This is a genomic window from Pseudomonas mandelii (assembly GCF_024138395.1).
Lineage (GTDB): Bacteria > Pseudomonadota > Gammaproteobacteria > Pseudomonadales > Pseudomonadaceae > Aquipseudomonas > Aquipseudomonas mandelii_E.
This window is the reverse complement of the sequence record NZ_JAMYDU010000045.1, coordinates 1-16,056: the sequence shown is the minus strand read 5'-3', so window position 1 is coordinate 16,056 and position 16,056 is coordinate 1. Positions and strand designations below refer to the sequence as shown.

Annotated in this window: 14 protein-coding genes; 5 read left to right on the top strand and 9 right to left on the bottom strand. The window is 58.6% G+C overall.

Annotated features, from left to right (window positions below; genetic code table 11):
- The first annotated feature begins 279 nt into the window (after positions 1-279).
- A complete protein-coding gene (sugE, locus tag NHU87_RS28040) occupies positions 280-594 on the top strand; it encodes a quaternary ammonium compound efflux SMR transporter SugE (RefSeq protein ID WP_253555016.1) in 315 nt (104 codons plus the stop codon).
- A gap of 125 nt (positions 595-719) precedes the next feature.
- Here the strand turns inward: sugE and NHU87_RS28035 are convergent, their stop codons facing one another.
- The 3 genes from NHU87_RS28035 to NHU87_RS28025 all read right to left on the bottom strand — a co-directional run bounded on the left by NHU87_RS28035 (position 720) and on the right by NHU87_RS28025 (position 4,272).
- Positions 720-2,594, bottom strand: a complete 1,875-nt coding sequence (locus NHU87_RS28035; protein WP_253555012.1) for an MFS transporter — start codon at positions 2,592-2,594, stop codon at positions 720-722.
- A gap of 109 nt (positions 2,595-2,703) precedes the next feature.
- Complete coding sequence (locus NHU87_RS28030; protein WP_253555009.1) at positions 2,704-3,855, bottom strand: TDT family transporter; 1,152 nt, start codon at positions 3,853-3,855, stop codon at positions 2,704-2,706.
- 105 nt (positions 3,856-3,960) lie between these two features.
- The gene (locus tag NHU87_RS28025; protein ID WP_253555006.1) at positions 3,961-4,272 is read right to left on the bottom strand and encodes a cupin; all 312 of its coding nucleotides are present in this window, start codon (positions 4,270-4,272) and stop codon (positions 3,961-3,963) included.
- Positions 4,273-4,603: 331 nt separating this feature from the next.
- On the opposite strand from NHU87_RS28025, the gene NHU87_RS28020 reads away from it, so the two are divergent.
- Complete coding sequence (locus tag NHU87_RS28020; protein WP_253555003.1) at positions 4,604-8,074, top strand: hybrid sensor histidine kinase/response regulator; 3,471 nt, start codon at positions 4,604-4,606, stop codon at positions 8,072-8,074.
- A gap of 106 nt (positions 8,075-8,180) precedes the next feature.
- Here NHU87_RS28020 and rmuC read toward each other — a convergent pair whose 3' ends face one another.
- On the bottom strand, positions 8,181-9,545 hold the full coding sequence (gene rmuC, locus NHU87_RS28015; RefSeq protein WP_253555028.1) for a DNA recombination protein RmuC: 1,365 nt from the start codon (positions 9,543-9,545) through the stop codon (positions 8,181-8,183).
- Positions 9,546-9,720: 175 nt separating this feature from the next.
- On the bottom strand, positions 9,721-10,044 hold the full coding sequence (locus NHU87_RS28010; protein ID WP_253555000.1) for a sel1 repeat family protein: 324 nt from the start codon (positions 10,042-10,044) through the stop codon (positions 9,721-9,723).
- Between the two features lie 982 nt (positions 10,045-11,026).
- Here NHU87_RS28010 and NHU87_RS28005 point away from each other — a divergent pair.
- The 3 genes from NHU87_RS28005 (at position 11,027) to NHU87_RS27995 (ending at position 13,426) form a co-directional block, all read left to right on the top strand.
- Positions 11,027-11,251, top strand: coding sequence for a hypothetical protein (locus NHU87_RS28005; RefSeq protein WP_003204606.1), 225 nt, complete (start codon positions 11,027-11,029; stop codon positions 11,249-11,251).
- A 277-nt stretch (positions 11,252-11,528) separates the two neighbouring features.
- Positions 11,529-12,011: a hypothetical protein gene (locus NHU87_RS28000; RefSeq protein WP_038979731.1), complete on the top strand. Its 483-nt coding sequence runs from the start codon at positions 11,529-11,531 to the stop codon at positions 12,009-12,011.
- 146 nt (positions 12,012-12,157) lie between these two features.
- Positions 12,158-13,426, top strand: coding sequence for an OmpP1/FadL family transporter (locus NHU87_RS27995; protein WP_253554998.1), 1,269 nt, complete (start codon positions 12,158-12,160; stop codon positions 13,424-13,426).
- A gap of 89 nt (positions 13,427-13,515) precedes the next feature.
- Here the strand turns inward: NHU87_RS27995 and NHU87_RS27990 are convergent, their stop codons facing one another.
- Genes NHU87_RS27990 through NHU87_RS27980 form a run of 4 tightly spaced genes read right to left on the bottom strand, consistent with a single transcriptional unit; the run spans position 13,516 to position 15,908 of the window.
- Positions 13,516-14,067, bottom strand: a complete 552-nt coding sequence (locus NHU87_RS27990) for a glutathione peroxidase (RefSeq protein WP_253554996.1) — start codon at positions 14,065-14,067, stop codon at positions 13,516-13,518.
- 56 nt (positions 14,068-14,123) lie between these two features.
- A complete protein-coding gene (locus NHU87_RS28445; protein ID WP_301271599.1) occupies positions 14,124-14,246 on the bottom strand; it encodes a hypothetical protein in 123 nt (40 codons plus the stop codon).
- Complete coding sequence (locus tag NHU87_RS27985) at positions 14,243-15,451, bottom strand: MFS transporter (RefSeq protein ID WP_253554985.1); 1,209 nt, start codon at positions 15,449-15,451, stop codon at positions 14,243-14,245. Before NHU87_RS27985 ends, NHU87_RS28445 begins: the two co-directional genes overlap by 4 nt.
- A gap of 52 nt (positions 15,452-15,503) precedes the next feature.
- Positions 15,504-15,908: a MarR family winged helix-turn-helix transcriptional regulator gene (locus tag NHU87_RS27980; protein ID WP_095051845.1), complete on the bottom strand. Its 405-nt coding sequence runs from the start codon at positions 15,906-15,908 to the stop codon at positions 15,504-15,506.
- Positions 15,909-16,056: the final 148 nt, after the last annotated feature.

The following is a 16,056-nucleotide window of genomic DNA, read 5'->3' as shown; positions in this document are numbered from 1 at the left end:
CGATGGCGGCGTGTCAGACGGCTTAAATGTAGTCTGACACGCCGCCATCGCAGGCAAGCCAGCTCCCACATTGATGATCTGCAACCGACCTGGTTCATCGGCTCCGTCGCATGAGCGAGAAAGAAGACCGGCAAACCGCTGCTCAGCAGGCGGCGGATTAAGCCGAAAACTTGATCCTCGGGTTAATGATGGGCACTCTATTGCCCAACGCGGGGACGACCTCGCGGCTCGATCGAGTGATCAATCCGGGGACGACCCCATCCATCGATGAGGTCTCTAATGTCCTGGATCATTCTGTTTTTTGCGGGTCTGTTCGAAGTCGGCTGGGCCGTCGGCCTGAAATACACCGACGGCTTCAGCCGCCCTATTCCTACCGCACTGACCATTGCCGCCATGGTGATCAGCCTTGGCCTGCTGGGCCTTGCCATGAAGGAATTGCCGCTGGGCACGGCTTACGCGGTCTGGACTGGCGTGGGTGCGGTGGGCACCGTGATCGCCGGGATCATTTTGTTTGGCGAATCCATGGCGCTGTTTCGGCTGGCCAGTGTGGCGTTGATCATTGCCGGGTTGGTTGGGCTCAAGGTTAGCGCTTAGGCCACTACCGCTTTCGCGAGCAAGCCTCGCTCCTACAGGGGGTGGTGGTGTGTCCAAATATATGGCACAACACAAAAACCTGTAGGAGCGAGGCTTGCCCGCGAAGAGGCCCGCCCGATCACCGACTATCTAACGGCCCCACGCAACTCCCCCACCAACCCTTGCAATGTCGCCGGTTCAGCCACTTCAACGGCCACCGCCGGCCCCGCCACCAGGGTCACCCGCGACCACAGCCTGCGAAACAGGCCCTTGTCCGGATCACGGCTGAAGAAACTCCCCCACAATCCCTGCAACGCCAGCGGAATCACCGGCACCGGCGATTCTTCGAGAATCCGCGTCAACCCACCCTTGAACTCGTTGATCTCGCCATCGGCGGTCAACTTGCCTTCAGGGAAAATGCATACCAGTTCGCCGTCCTTCAGATACTGGGCGATGCGGGTGAAGGCTTTTTCGTAGATCTGAATATCTTCCTGACGCCCCGCGATCGGAATTGTCCCGGCGGTGCGAAAGATGAAGTTCAGGACCGGCAGGTTGTAGATTTTGTAATACATCACAAAGCGAATCGGCCGACGCACTGCACCGCCAATCAGCAACGCGTCGACGAACGACACATGGTTGCAAACCAGCAATGCCGCGCCCTCATCGGGAATCAGTTCCAGGTTGCGATGCTCGACGCGGTACATGGAATGGCCAAGCAGCCAGATCATGAAGCGCATGCTGAACTCGGGGACGATTTTGAAGATGTAAGCGTTGACGCCGATGTTCAACAGCGACACCACCAGGAACAGCTGCGGGATCGACAGCTTGGCGAAGCTCAACAAGACGATCGACACAATGGCCGAGACCACCATGAACAGGGCGTTGAGAATGTTGTTGGCGGCGATCACCCGCGCACGCTCGTTCTCGACGGTACGCGACTGGATCAGCGCATACAGCGGCACGATGTAGAAACCGCCGAAGATCCCAAGCCCGAGGATGTCGATCAACACCAGCCAGGCGTGACCAAATCCCAGGACTTCAATCCAGCCATGGCCGGCAACGCTGTCCGGAATTCCGCCGGAATGCCACCACAGCAACAGGCCAAACACCGTCAGGCCGAATGAGCCAAACGGCACCAGACCGATCTCGACTTTGCGCCCGGAGAGTTTCTCGCAGAGCATCGAGCCCAGTGCGATACCGACCGAGAACACCGTAAGAATCAGCGTCACCACAGTCTCGTCGCCGTGCATCCATTCCTTGGCATACGCCGGGATCTGCGTCAGATAAATCGCGCCGACAAACCAGAACCATGAGTTGCCGACGATCGAACGCGATACCGCAGGGGTTTGCCCAAGGCCCAGCTTCAAGGTGGCCCAGGACTGGCTGAAGATGTTCCAGTTCAAACGCATTTCCGGCGATGCCGCCGCGGCTCGGGGAATGCTGCGGCTGGCCAGGTAACCGAGCACCGCGATCCCGATGATTGCCGTCGACACGACCGGCGCGTAGTTGCTGGTGGACATCATGATCCCGGCACCAATCGTCCCGGCGAGAATCGCCAGGAAGGTGCCCATTTCCACCAGACCGTTGCCGCCCACCAGCTCTTCTTCGCGCAAGGCCTGCGGGAGGATCGAGTACTTCACCGGCCCGAACAGCGCCGAGTGGGTGCCCATGGCGAACAGCGCCACCAGCATCAGTGACAGGTGATCGAACATGAAACCGACCGCCCCCACCGCCATGATGACGATTTCGCCGAGCTTGATCAGACGGATCAGTGCGTCCTTGGCGAACTTTTCCCCGAACTGCCCGGCCAGGGCCGAGAACAGGAAAAACGGCAAGATAAACAGCAACGCACACAGGTTGACCCAGATCGAACGGTCACCCTCGATGGTCAGCCGGTACAAAATGGCGAGGATCAGCGACTGCTTGAAGATGTTGTCGTTGAATGCCCCAAGCGACTGCGTGATAAAAAACGGCAGGAAGCGCCGAGTGCGAAGCAAGGTGAACTGTGAGGGGTGACTCATCTTCCATGTGTCCCTGATTTTGGGTGAAGAGTAGACAAAGAGTGGCGTGGATACTGTTATTGAAATGTCGGACGTCGATCCAGGCCACAGATTACCTAATCTTTGCCCCTTATTTCTTTAATCCTGCAATGCACGGTGAGACAAACAGCTCACCTCGCCATGCGCCCTGCACCGTACGCTTGGCGACTATCAGCCACATCACCGCCAGCATTGCCACCAACACGCAACCAAAGACACTGAAAAACGTCAGGTTCAAGGTGTTGGCCAGTTTCAGCGTAGCCAGTGAATAGACACCCAGCGGGAAAGTGAAACCCCACCAGCCGAGGTTGAACGGGATGCCGGCGCGCAAGTAACGCACGGTGATCAACAGCGCTATCAGCATCCACCAGAGCCCGAAGCCCCACAGCGTGATGCCGGCCACCAAACCAAGCCCAGCGGCGATTTCACCGATACCCGGCAGACCGTTGGCGGCAAAGATAGCTGGCGCGTCGGCGCCCAACAGCAACATGCCCAGCGCCCCGGTGCCAATCGGCCCAAGGGCCAGCCAGCTCGAGGCAGCCATGTTTTCGTGGGGCAATTTATGCAACGCCATGCGCAGCAACAGGATCGTCAGAATGCTGAACGCCACCGGCAGGGAAAAGGCCCAGAGCACATAGCTGGTCACTAACACCACCAGTTGTGAATGAGCATCGGCCAGGTGCGGCGCCAGCAAGCCACCGCTGGCAGCCGCCACTTCCGCCGCCACCACCGGCAACAGCCAGACGGCGGTCATCTGGTCGATGCTGTGCTCCTGACGGGTGAACATCATGTAGGGAATCAGTACGCCGCAAGCCAGCGACATCGCCACGTCCAGCCACCACAACACTTCGGCGAGATGAATCACTTCATCGCCCCAACGCGGCAAACCGAATACCAGAAAGCCATTGATGATGGTCGCAAGGCCCATGGGAATGGTGCCGAAAAACATCGAAACCGTGGAGTGCCCGAAAATCCGCCGCGCCTCGTCGAAGAACATGACCCAACGGGCGGCATACATGGCCGTGAACACCACAAACAAAGCGATGTTGAATAGCCACAAGCCTTCGGCAAACGCATGCAGACCGGGAGTCGACACCGGTAGTTGCGCCAGCGCCAGCGCCAAGACACCCGTGCCCATGGTCGCCGCGAACCAATTGGGGGTGAATTGGCGGATGGCCTCTCGGGGGTGCTGCAAATGACTGAGCGGTTTGATACCGGGTTTAACGCTATGGGTGCAGGTCATGGTGAACTCCTGTCCTCTCGTGAGGTGGAGCTCATGGTAAATCCGAATCGAATATCGATATAACGGGTAATATCTCTAACTGTTATCTGTTTTGCAGATATTACATCAGATGCTGCCTTCAGTCTCGACCACTAATATCCACGCCACACCCAGCGGATGAGCCACATGCTCGGTGCCCACCGAGGCATAAAAGATATCGCCGACTTCGAGTAACGTTTCCTTTTCCAGGCCTTGTTCGCGATAACGCATCTGCACCTGCCCATCGAGCACCACGAACACTTCCTGACCGTCGTTGATGTGCCATTTATAGGGCTGATCGGTCCAGTGCAAACGGGTGGTGATGCCATTCATGTTGGCAATATCCAGCGCCGCCCAGGCGCGGTCACCGATGAAAGATTTGCTGCGGATGATCTTCATGGGTCGGTCCGTCGAAATGAATGGCAACGCCAAGGCTAACGATCATCGGACATCGACGCCATAGCCTTTGACGGGCTGTATCGATTGATCGATATTGCGTTGAGTCAGTAACGCCGCCTTCGCGGGCAAGCCTCGCTCCTACAGGTCTATTTAAATCCTGTAGGAGCGAGGCTTGCCCGCGAAGAGGCCCGACAAGACCGATATCTGACTGATATACAACCTGCGACACCCCGCCACGCCACGACCTTGGTCGACACTGACTAACTCAAGCGGTCATGCGAGACTGTCTTGACCGGGCGGGCGTCCCGGATGTCTTTTGTCTGGAGTTCCCATGTCGCTGTCCATCGGGCTGATCGCCACCGTCGCCCTGGCCTATATGGCCATCCTGTTCGCTATCGCCTTTTACGGCGACCGTCGCAGCACACCGTTGCCGCCACGGGTGCGTGCCTGGGTGTACAGCTTGTCGCTGGCCGTTTACTGCACCAGTTGGACATTTTTTGGCGCCGTGGGCCAGGCAGCCGAACAACTCTGGTCATTCCTGCCGATCTACCTCGGGCCGATCCTGCTGCTGGTGGGCGCGCCGTGGGTTCTGCAAAAAATGGTGATGATCAGCAAACAGGAGAACATCACCTCCATCGCTGACTTCATCGCCGCCCGTTACGGCAAATCCCAGTCGCTGGCGGTGGTGGTGGCGCTGATCTGTCTGGTCGGCGTGCTGCCGTACATCGCCTTGCAGCTCAAGGGCATCGTGCTGGGCGTGAACCTGCTGATCGGCGCCGGTGCCGACGCCATGGGCACACGCGCGCAGGACACGGCCCTGATTGTGTCGCTGGTGCTCGCGCTGTTCACCATTGTTTTCGGTACCCGCAACCTCGACGCCACGGAACACCACCGCGGCATGGTGCTGGCGATTGCCTTTGAATCATTGGTCAAGCTGTTCGCTTTTCTCGCGGTCGGCGCGTTCGTGACTTACGGCCTGTACGACGGTTTCGACGACCTGTTCGATCAGGCCATGCTCGCCCCGCGTCTCGAGGCGTACTGGAAAGAAACCATCAACTGGCCGTCTATGGTGGTGCAAACCGGCGTGGCGATGATGGCGATCATCTGCCTGCCCCGGCAGTTCCATGTGACCGTGGTGGAAAACATCGATCCCCAGGACCTGCGTTTGGCCAAGTGGGTGTTCCCGGCCTATCTGGCGCTGGCGGCGTTGTTTGTCGTGCCGATCGCGCTGGCCGGTCAGATGTTGCTGCCCAGTTCGGTGCTGCCGGACTCATTCGTCATCAGTCTCCCGTTGGCCCAATCTCACCCTGCCCTGGCGATGCTGGCGTTTATCGGCGGCGCTTCGGCGGCGACCGGGATGGTGATCGTAGCCAGTGTGGCGCTGTCGACCATGGTATCAAACGACATGTTGTTGCCATGGTTGTTGCGACGCAACAACGCCGAGCGGCCGTTCGAAGTGTTTCGCCAGTGGATGCTCTCGGTGCGTCGGGTGAGCATCGTGGTCATTCTGCTGCTGGCGTACGTCAGCTATCGCCTGCTGGGCTCGACCGCAAGCCTTGCGACCATCGGCCAGATCGCCTTCGCCGCCGTGACCCAACTGGCCCCGGCCATGCTCGGCGCGCTGTACTGGAAACAGGCTAACCGTCGCGGGGTGTTTGCCGGGCTGGCCGCCGGCACGTTCCTCTGGTTCTACACGTTGGTGTTGCCGATCGCCGCCAAGAGTCTCGGCTTGCCCCTGAGCGGTTTTCCGGGGCTGGCCTGGCTGCAAGGCAACCCGTTGAACCTGCCGATCACGCCGCTGACTCAAGGCGTGGTGCTGTCGCTGGCGGGCAACTTCACCTTGTTCGCCTGGGTCTCGCTACTGTCACGCACGCGGGTTTCGGAGCACTGGCAGGCCGGCCGCTTCATCGGCCAGGAAATCAGCGCCCGCCCCAGCGCCCGTTCGATGCTGGCGGTACAGATCAACGACTTGCTGCAACTGGCCGCCCGTTTTGTCGGCGAAGAACGCGCTCGTCAGAGCTTCATCCGTTTCGCCTACCGTCAAGGCAAAGGCTTCAACCCGACCCAGAACGCAGATGGTGAATGGATCGCCCATACCGAACGCTTGCTGGCCGGTGTCCTTGGCGCATCTTCGACGCGGGCAGTGGTAAAAGCCGCCATCGAAGGTCGGGAAATGCAACTCGAGGATGTCGTGCGGATCGCTGACGAAACTTCAGAGGTACTGCAGTTCAACCGCGCCTTGCTGCAAGGCGCCATCGAAAATATTACCCAAGGCATCAGCGTGGTCGACCAGTCGCTGAAACTGGTGGCCTGGAACCGGCGCTACCTTGAACTCTTCAACTACCCCGACGGTTTGATCAGCGTGGGCCGGCCGATTGCCGACATCATTCGCTACAACGCCGAGCGCGGTCTGTGTGGCCCCGGCGAAGCGGAAGTGCATGTCGCCCGCCGCTTGCACTGGATGCGTCAGGGCCGGGCCCATACCTCCGAACGGTTGTTCCCCAATGGTCGAGTGATCGAGCTGATCGGTAACCCGATGCCCGGCGGCGGTTTCGTCATGAGCTTCACCGACATCACCGCGTTCCGCGAGGCCGAGCAGGCGCTGACCGAAGCGAACGAAGGCCTCGAGCAACGGGTCACCGAACGGACCCACGAGCTGTCGCAACTCAACGTTGCCCTGACCGAAGCCAAGGGCACCGCCGAATCGGCGAACCAGTCGAAAACCCGTTTCCTGGCCGCTGTCAGCCATGACTTGATGCAACCGCTGAACGCTGCGCGGCTGTTCTCTGCTGCCCTCTCCCACCAGGAAGAAAATTTATCCGGTGAAGCCCGGAAACTGGTTCATCACCTGGACAGTTCACTGCGCTCGGCCGAGGATCTGATCAGCGACCTGCTGGACATTTCTCGCCTGGAAAACGGCAAGATCAACCCTGACCGCAAACCCTTCGAGCTCAATGATTTATTCCATACGCTGGGCGCCGAGTTCAAGGCTCTGGCGCAGGAACAGGGCCTGAAATTCCGTGTTCGGGGCAGCGCGTTACGGGTCGACAGTGACATCAAACTGCTACGAAGGATTTTGCAGAACTTCCTGACCAATTCTTTCCGCTATGCCAAAGGCCCGGTGCTGCTCGGCGTTCGGCGACGCAACGGCGAGCTGTGTCTGGAAGTCTGGGACCGTGGCCCGGGCATTCCGGAAGACAAATTGCAGGTGATTTTCGAAGAGTTCAAACGCCTCGACAGCCACCAGACCCGGGCCGAGAAAGGCCTGGGCCTGGGCCTGGCGATTGCCGACGGGCTGTGTCGCGTGCTGGGTCATCCCTTGCGCGTGCGTTCCTGGCCGGGTCGCGGCAGCGTGTTCAGTGTCAGCGTACCGTTGGCGGGGGCACAAACCGCGACGCTGGCCAAGCTTGCTGAACTCAATGGCCATTTGCTCAGCGGCGCGCAGGTGCTGTGTATCGATAACGAAGACAGCATCCTGATCGGCATGAACAGTTTGCTCACGCGCTGGGGCTGTCAGGTCTGGACCGCGCGCAACCGAGATGAATGCGCGACGCTGCTCGGCGATGGGATGCGTCCGCAATTGGCGCTGGTGGATTATCACCTGGACGATGGCGAGACCGGGACCGAGTTGATGGCGTGGTTACGCACGCAATTGGGCGAGCCGGTGCCGGGGGTGGTGATCAGTGCCGATGGCCGGCCGGAGACGGTGGCCCAAGTGCATGCGGCGGGCCTGGATTACCTGGCCAAACCGGTGAAACCGGCGGCGTTGCGGGCGTTGTTGAGTCGGCATTTGCCGTTGTAGGGGAATGATAGGTCTGTATTGCCTTCGAAAAGATCGCAGCCTTCGGCAGCTCCTACAGGGGTTCACATTCCATGTAGGAGCTGCCGAAGGCTGCGATCTTTTGATCTTATTCGGGCAGCTCGGCCAAGCCATCGACATCCGTCATCGCCCGCTCCAACAGGTCCGCCGGCAAGCTCTTACTGGCCCGCGCGCCGAGCAACTTGAGCTGCTCGCTGCGACTGACCAGGTTACCGCGGCCTTCAGTCAGCTTATTGCGTGCAGAGCTGTAGGCTTTGTCCAGTTGCTGCAAGCGACTGCCGACTTCATCCAGATCCTGAATGAACAACACGAACTTGTCGTACAGCCAACCGGCGCGCTCGGCGATTTCCCGGGCGTTCTGGCTCTGGCGCTCCTGCTTCCACAGGCTGTCGATGACGCGCAAGGTGGCCAGCAACGTGGTCGGGCTGACGATCACGATATTGCGGTCGAATGCCTCCTGAAACAGCGTCGGCTCAGCTTGCAACGCTGCAGAAAACGCCGCTTCGATCGGAACGAAAAGCAGAACGAAATCCAGGCTGTGCAGGCCGTCAAGCCGCTTGTAGTCCTTGCCGGCCAGGCCTTTGACGTGACTGCGCAGTGAAAGCACATGCTGCTTGATGGCGATCTGGCTGATGGCATCGTCCTCGGCCGCCACATATTGCTGATAGGCCGTGAGGCTGACTTTGGAATCGACCACAACCTGTTTGTCGCCGGGCAGGTAAATAATCACATCCGGCTGGAAACGCTCACCGTCCGGCCCCTTGAGATTGACTTGGGTCTGGTACTCACGCCCCTTCTCCAGACCCGCATGCTCAAGCACCCGCTCGAGAATCAGTTCGCCCCAGTTGCCTTGGGTTTTCTGCCCTTTCAAAGCACGAGTGAGGTTAGTGGCTTCGTCGCTCAGGCGCAGGTTCAGTTGTTGCAGCCGTTCCAGTTCCTTGGCCAGGGAAAAGCGCTCGCGGGCTTCAGCCTGATAACTTTCCTCGACGCGTTTTTCGAACGACTGAATGCGCTCCTTCAACGGATCGAGCAACTGCCCCAAACGTTGCTGACTGGTTTCGGCAAAACGCTGCTCACGTTCGTCGAAGATCTTGCCCGCCAGCTCGGCGAATTGCGCACGTAACTCGTCTCGCGAGCCTTGCAGGTCGTTGAGGCGCTGCTGATGGCTTTCCTGCTGCTCGCGCAACTCGGCGTTAAGAGAGGCAGTCTGGGCGTCGAGACGACGCAACTCAGCCTCTTTGCCGGCGCGTTCGATGTTCCAGGCGTGGGCCGCGTCGCGGGCGTCGTCGCGTTCGATCTGGAGCAGTTCGACTTCACGGCGCACGGCGGCCAAGTCGGCCTGTTTGGCGGAGTTGGCCTGGCTCAGGTCGGCGATTTCATCACGGCAGGTGTCAAGCTGAGCATTCAAGCCGTCCTGCGTCAGCTGGGCGATGGCAAGGCGCTCTTCCAGCAGCGCCAGCTCGGCCTGTCCCGCACTCGCCCGACGCTGAAGTTGCCAGGCCAATACCAGTAACGGCAGCCCAGCGCCCGCCAGCCCCAGCAATGCGCTGGTCAAGTCCATCGCCATAGCCACTCCTGCCCATTCGATAAAGCGTGAAGGTTAACCAAGGCGTCAGGTCTTGGACAGCTCAGTCTTCGCTCAGGCCGAGTTCCTGCTGCGCGCGTCGGTCGCCCGCACGCGCGGCCTGACGCAATAGCTCCTGGCCAATGCGACGATCCCGGGCGTTACCGCATTCGCGGCACATCAGCTGACCGAGACGGCTTTGCGCGGCCACCACGCCTTCACGGGCAGGCTGCTTGAGCAAGCGTCCAGCGAAGTGTTTGACGTTGGAGTTTTCGCCCAGGCGCGGGCTGTCGAGTAACCACTCAGCCACGCGCATCGAAAAGCGCTTGGGTGGGGTAACACTGGGGATTGTAGAGGTAGCAGGGACTGGTACTGAGCGAAACTTCATAAAGCACTGTGGGGCAGATCGGAAGGCGCGCCACTCTACTCTTTTTTTCGTACAGGTAAAGTCGAAAAAAGCCTGCACGCCCGTCCTAGAGCAAGCGCTTGGGACAATCCACAGAAGCTGTGGATAACTCAGTGGACAACCGCCTTTGAACTCGCGCAAAGCCGTGTGGGGTGGGGCTCGCAGTCAAACTGACGATTTTTTCACCAGTAAAAAAAAGCGATGTTTTTCATTGACTTAAATTTTCATTACAGGCACCCACCCCCATTGAGGCAAGGATGACAGTGGGATGACAGTTCGCGCAACTTATGTGCACAAGTACCTGCGAGGCGGTTATATCGATGCGCTTTTTCGGCGCATTTTTCGGTAACAACTGAGGATAAACCCGAGCGACCCGCGCCACTGGTCGATCCTGACTCGATCGTTCTCTCGGATCAACGGTCGGGTTCTGGGCTATTGCGGGGCACTGGTCTGCTCTTTTGCCAGCTCGGCCGAGACTTGCCGGGAGGCACTTCAGCGCTTTTTTACAAACAGGCTTCCCTTCGGCAGTTCAATCCGTTAGTATCCGCGGCGTTAGTACCAAGCTGAAAGTCAATTCTGGTCGAACAAATCCCCCGGTCAGCCTTCCCTAAGAGAAGCCTCCACCGATAAAACGGGATCGACCACCTCGATGGTTTCCAGGTAAATCTTGCGCCAACACAGCCTTTGAATCGAAAGCAAAGGGTGTTGCCAAGCTCACTTACTCTGACCGAACCAGCCTGCAAATTGATCAGGATCTTCACCCCGGGCCCAGAACCTTTGCCCTTGATGTGTTGCCTGCCCTCCTAAGTACCTACCTGCCAGCCCAAGCGCGCCAATTTATCAGCGCTTCAAACTGGCTGCTTTGTTCCAGTCGGGTTCTTCGTTCGACCAATGGTGGTCGTCGTCACTGGAACGTTTTAACTTTGCACGGTTCTTATCCGTGTCGCTTGTAGGAACACCAATTATGTCCACTCAAATCCACGCTCAGGATGCCATTCGCACCCTAACCAACGCTTTTGCTCCAATGAATTGCCTGATCATGGCCGCTCGCAAAGGCTGCTTCAGCTTCACTCTGGTCAACGAACACGGCATCGCTCGTCACAGCGAACGCCTGTACCCAGATCAATACTCCAGCGCGGAACCGCTGCAGGCTGTGATCGAGCGTACTCGCCAGGCACTGGTTGCCTGAGACGCCAGAAAAGCTGAAAAACCTCAAAAGCCCTGCTGAAAAGCGGGGCTTTTTATTGCCCGATATTTCTCATTTCGCGACCTACGGCTAAGCACCAACCGATATAACGGTTATAACTCGAAGCCGGAAATATTTTAAAAACAGTCCTTTACAGCGAAATAATGACACTACACTTCAACTCAAGCGGCTTAAGCCGCTTCCGGCGAGCCTGAATCGACTCCACTGCTGCCAAGGCCCTTTTCAGGTATCGCCGACCACTTCAGGTTTCGAGGGCTTTATGGGAATCGCTGCCAGCGAACTGTGTCGTTATGTGATCCGTCCGACGTTGATCTACCTCGGACGCCATAGCGCAACTGCCGAATCCCTGCTGCTGGGCATCGCCGCCAGTCAATCAGCCCTCGGTTCAGCCCTGCATGACCGCCGTGGCCACGGCCTGTACCGAATCGCCGAACCCCGCCATCAAGCCTTATGGGATCACTATCTGGCCCTGGACCCGGATCGAGCGAGTCTGGTCCGCGGCCTCGCCAGCCAGCATGCTTTTCTCAGCGGGCCGCATCTGGAATTGACCGTCAACCTGCGTTACGCCACTGCCATCGCCTGGCTGCTGGTAGAAGAACAGAACACTCCCCTCCCCGCCTCCGATGATCTTTTGGGAATGGCCCGAATCTGGCGCCAGACTTTCCAGCCTCAAGGTCGTCTGCGAGATTTCACCTACGCCTGGCAAACCTGTGTTTCATCGTTGAATCAGGTCGCCTGCTGACCCACCCCTTTCCGAAAATCGCCCAACAGGTCGCGATTTTGGTCGGATTGTCCTACAAAACAGCTCTAACTCAAGCGTTACAGGCTATAGCGCCCGGACGAAAATGTTGGTAATTTTCGCCCCGGTGATCACCAGGAGTTCTAATAATGAAAAAAGTAATGCTCAAAACCACCCTTAGCCTCGCCGTTGCCATGGCATCCACCCAAATCTTCGCAAGTGGTTTCGCCCTCAACGAACAAAGCATCAGCGGTATGGGGACAGGTTTTGCCGGGCGATCTTCATCTGCCGACGACGCATCTACAGTTTTTGGCAACCCTGCCGGCATGTCTCGCCTCAAGCGCGAACAAGTGACCGGTGGTGTTGCATTTATCGACGCGCACGCTGATATCAGTGATGCGAGCTCCAGTCCGAATAGTGGCACCAACAAAGGTGACATGGTCCCTTTCATGGGCGTGCCCATGGGCTACTACGTAAAGCCAATCGATGACCACTGGGCATTCGGTTTTGGCGTCTACGCTCCATTCGGCCTGGTGACCGACTACGAGAACGGCTTCGCCGGCAAATACTTCGGCAGCAAGAGCGAAGTGAAAGTCGTCACCTTGCAACCGACCGTCAGCTACGCCTTCAACGACAAGGTGTCTATCGGCTTCGGTCCGACCATCAACCGCATTGAAGGGACTCTGGAATCGAACCTGTCGATCACCCAGGCCGCGCCGGACGGCAAAGTCAAAATCAAGGGCGACGACACCGCGCTGGGCTACAACATCGGCGTGCTGGTTCAAGCCACCGACAGCACGCGCGTCGGCCTGACTTACCACTCGAAAGTGAAGTACAAGCTCGAAGGCGACACCAAGGTCAACTACAACGTCCTCGCAGCGGTGGGCCAGAACCCAAGCCAGAAGTACGACGCTTCGCTGGACGTAACCACGCCTGAATCGGTCGACTTCTCGGTCACTCATGCGCTGAACGACAAGTGGACCCTCTATGCAGGCAGTACCTGGACTCGCTGGAGCCGCCTGAAAGAAATCACCGTCGAAAACAAAGGCGTGCCGACCATTTTGAATGGCCAGTTCGGCACCATCACCGAAGAACAGAACTGGCACGACACCTGGGCTCACGCCATCGGCGCGTCCTATCAGCTGAACAAGCAATGGGTTCTGCGTACCGGTCTGTCCGTCGACCAGGCACCGACCAACAACGTCGACCGCTCCCCACGCATCCCGACAGGCGATCGCAAGATTTTCAGCCTGGGCGCCGGCTGGAGCCCGACCGACGACCTGACCATCGACGTAGCGTACTCGTACCTGCGCGAAGAATCGGTCAAGGTCAACAACAGCAACGGCCGTCAGAACTACAGCGCAGAGTATGAAAACTATGCGAACGGTTTCGGTGTTGGCGCGACCTACCGTTTCTGATGATTCACGGCGCGCTTGACTGCCTCGCCGCCTGAATTGAAAAAGCCCCGTGCTCTTATACAGAGGCGGGGCTTTTTAGTGCGCGTCGATCAGGGTTTCGAACCCAGGGCTTTCTCCACCGCCTCGATGAACTCGGGATTATCCGGCTTGGTCAGGCTGGAGAAATTGGCGATCACTTTGCCTTGGCGATCGACCACATACTTGTAGAAATTCCATTTCGGCGAACTGCTTTGTTCAGAGAGAACCTTGAACAAATGCGTTGCGTCATTGCCGCGGACTTTCTGCGGTTCGGTCATGGTGAAAGTTACGCCGTAGTTCACGTAACAGACCTTGGCAGTTTCTGCGCCATCCTTGGACTCTTGCTTGAAGTCATTGGACGGAACACCGACCACTTCGAGCCCTTGATCCTTGTAACGCTGATACAGCGCCTCAAGGCCTTTGAACTGTGGGGCGAAGCCACAGAAGCTCGCGGTATTGACCACCACCAGCGGCTTGCCGGCGAAGCGCTGGCACAGATCGATGGATTCCTTGGCGCGCAGCTTGGGCAACGAGCCTTGTAACAACTCCGGGCATTCTGCTGCTTGGGCCAATCCGGTAAAGGCCATCAACAACGCGGGAACTGCAAGCCAGCGCATCAGCATGTCAGTGCATCCTTGAACAATCGTCAGGAAACGAAATTACTCGCCTTCGCCGCTCGCTAGCAAGCACCCATGCCCAACTGCATCAATGCCAGGCCTCCCTGATGCCAGCCCCACCATGCCAGGGTCAGCAACAATATGCCGACGGCGATAGCAGCCATCCGCGGCCAGAGACTGTTCATATGGCACTCATCCGGGTTTGCAGACGAGCCACCGGCTGCTCGCGCACCGGCCAGTTCAGGGCTGCCGCCACCAGACTCAAGAGAATCGCCACCTGCCAGATCAAGTCATAACTCCCGGTTCGGTCATACACCACCCCGCCCAACCAGCCGCCGAGGAACGAGCCGAGCTGATGGAAGAGGAAAACAATCCCACCGAGCATGGACAGATTTCGTACTCCGAACAAGGTCGCCACCGTGCCGTTGGTCAAGGGCACCGTCGACAACCAGAGGAACCCCATGGCCATGCCGAACAAATATGCCGTGACTTGAGTAACCGGCGCCCAGAGGAACAGCACAATCACCACCGCCCGCAACAGATACAGACCGGTGAGCAAGCGCGGTTTGGACATCCGCCCGCCAAGCCAGCCCGCGGTATAGGTACCGAAGATATTGAACAGCCCGATCAGCGCCAACACCGTGGTGCCGACGGAGGCTGGCAAGTGTTGATCCACCAGATAGGCCGGCAAGTGCACGCCAATGAACACCACCTGAAAACCGCAGACAAAAAAGCCGAACGCCAACAGCCAGAATCCTGAATGGGAGCAGGCTTCGCGCAACGCTTCAGAGAGGGTTTGCTCGTGCCCGAGAACCGGCAGCGGTTTGTCCTTGAGCATGCTCACCAGCGGCACGATCAGCGCCACCACCAGGCCCAACACCAGCAATGCCGCGGACCAGCCAAGCCAGCCGATCAGCCCCAGCGTGCCGGGCAACATGGCGAATTGACCGAAAGAACCGGCGGCGCTGGCGATCCCCATGCCCATGCTGCGCTTTTCCGGTGGCACGGCTCGGCCGACCACGCCGAGGATCACCGAGAACGAGGTGCCGGACAGACCGATGCCGATCAATAGGCCGGCGCTCAAAGACAAGGTCACTGCCGAATCAGACAGCCCCATGAACACCAGACCCAGGGCGTACAGAACACCACCGATCAACACCACTTTCGCAGCGCCAAAACGGTCGGCCAGAGCACCAGTGAACGGCTGCGCCAGGCCCCAGATCAGGTTCTGCAAAGCAATGGCGAAGGCAAATACTTCGCGGCCCCAGCCGAACTCGGCACTCATGGGCGCCAGAAACAGCCCGAAGCCGTGTCGCACACCCAGGGACAACGCCAGAATCAGCGCACTCCCCAACAGAACCCAACCGCATGTACGCCACATCGATGTCATTCTTGTTCTCCGGTAGCGGGTATATACCCGCTTAAGATCGAACAAACTGGCCTCAAGCCAGTTCGTCCAGCAGTTTCAGCAAGATTTCACGCTTCTCGGCACCCAGACGGTCGATCAACCGCTGTTGCGCCGCTTCCCAGGCCGGCAAGGCCGCTGCCAGGCGTTCGCGCCCTGTCTCGGTGAGCAGAACAATGCGATTGCGCATGTCTTCGCCCTCGACCAGCGTCACCAGGCCTTCGCCCTCCAGCACCCGCAGATTGCGCCCCAGCGTGCTGCGATCCAGGCCCATGGCTTCGGCCAACGACGAGATGCTCGGCTGATCCAGACGCTGCAGATTGCACAGCAGAGAATACTGGGCAACGTTGATCCCGAAGCCGTCGAGGGCGCCGTCGTAATGCCTGCTGACGCCACGAGCGGCGCGACGCAGGTTGGTACACAAACATTGAGAAGGAAGCATGGTGCGTGTATATACCCGCGGTTAAATGAAAGCAAATTTTTCGACACATATTACCCGTAGGAGCGAGGCTTGCCCGCGAAGGCGGTGTGTCAGTCGATATCAATGTTGACTGACACACCGCCTTCGCGAGCAAGCTTCGCTCCTACAG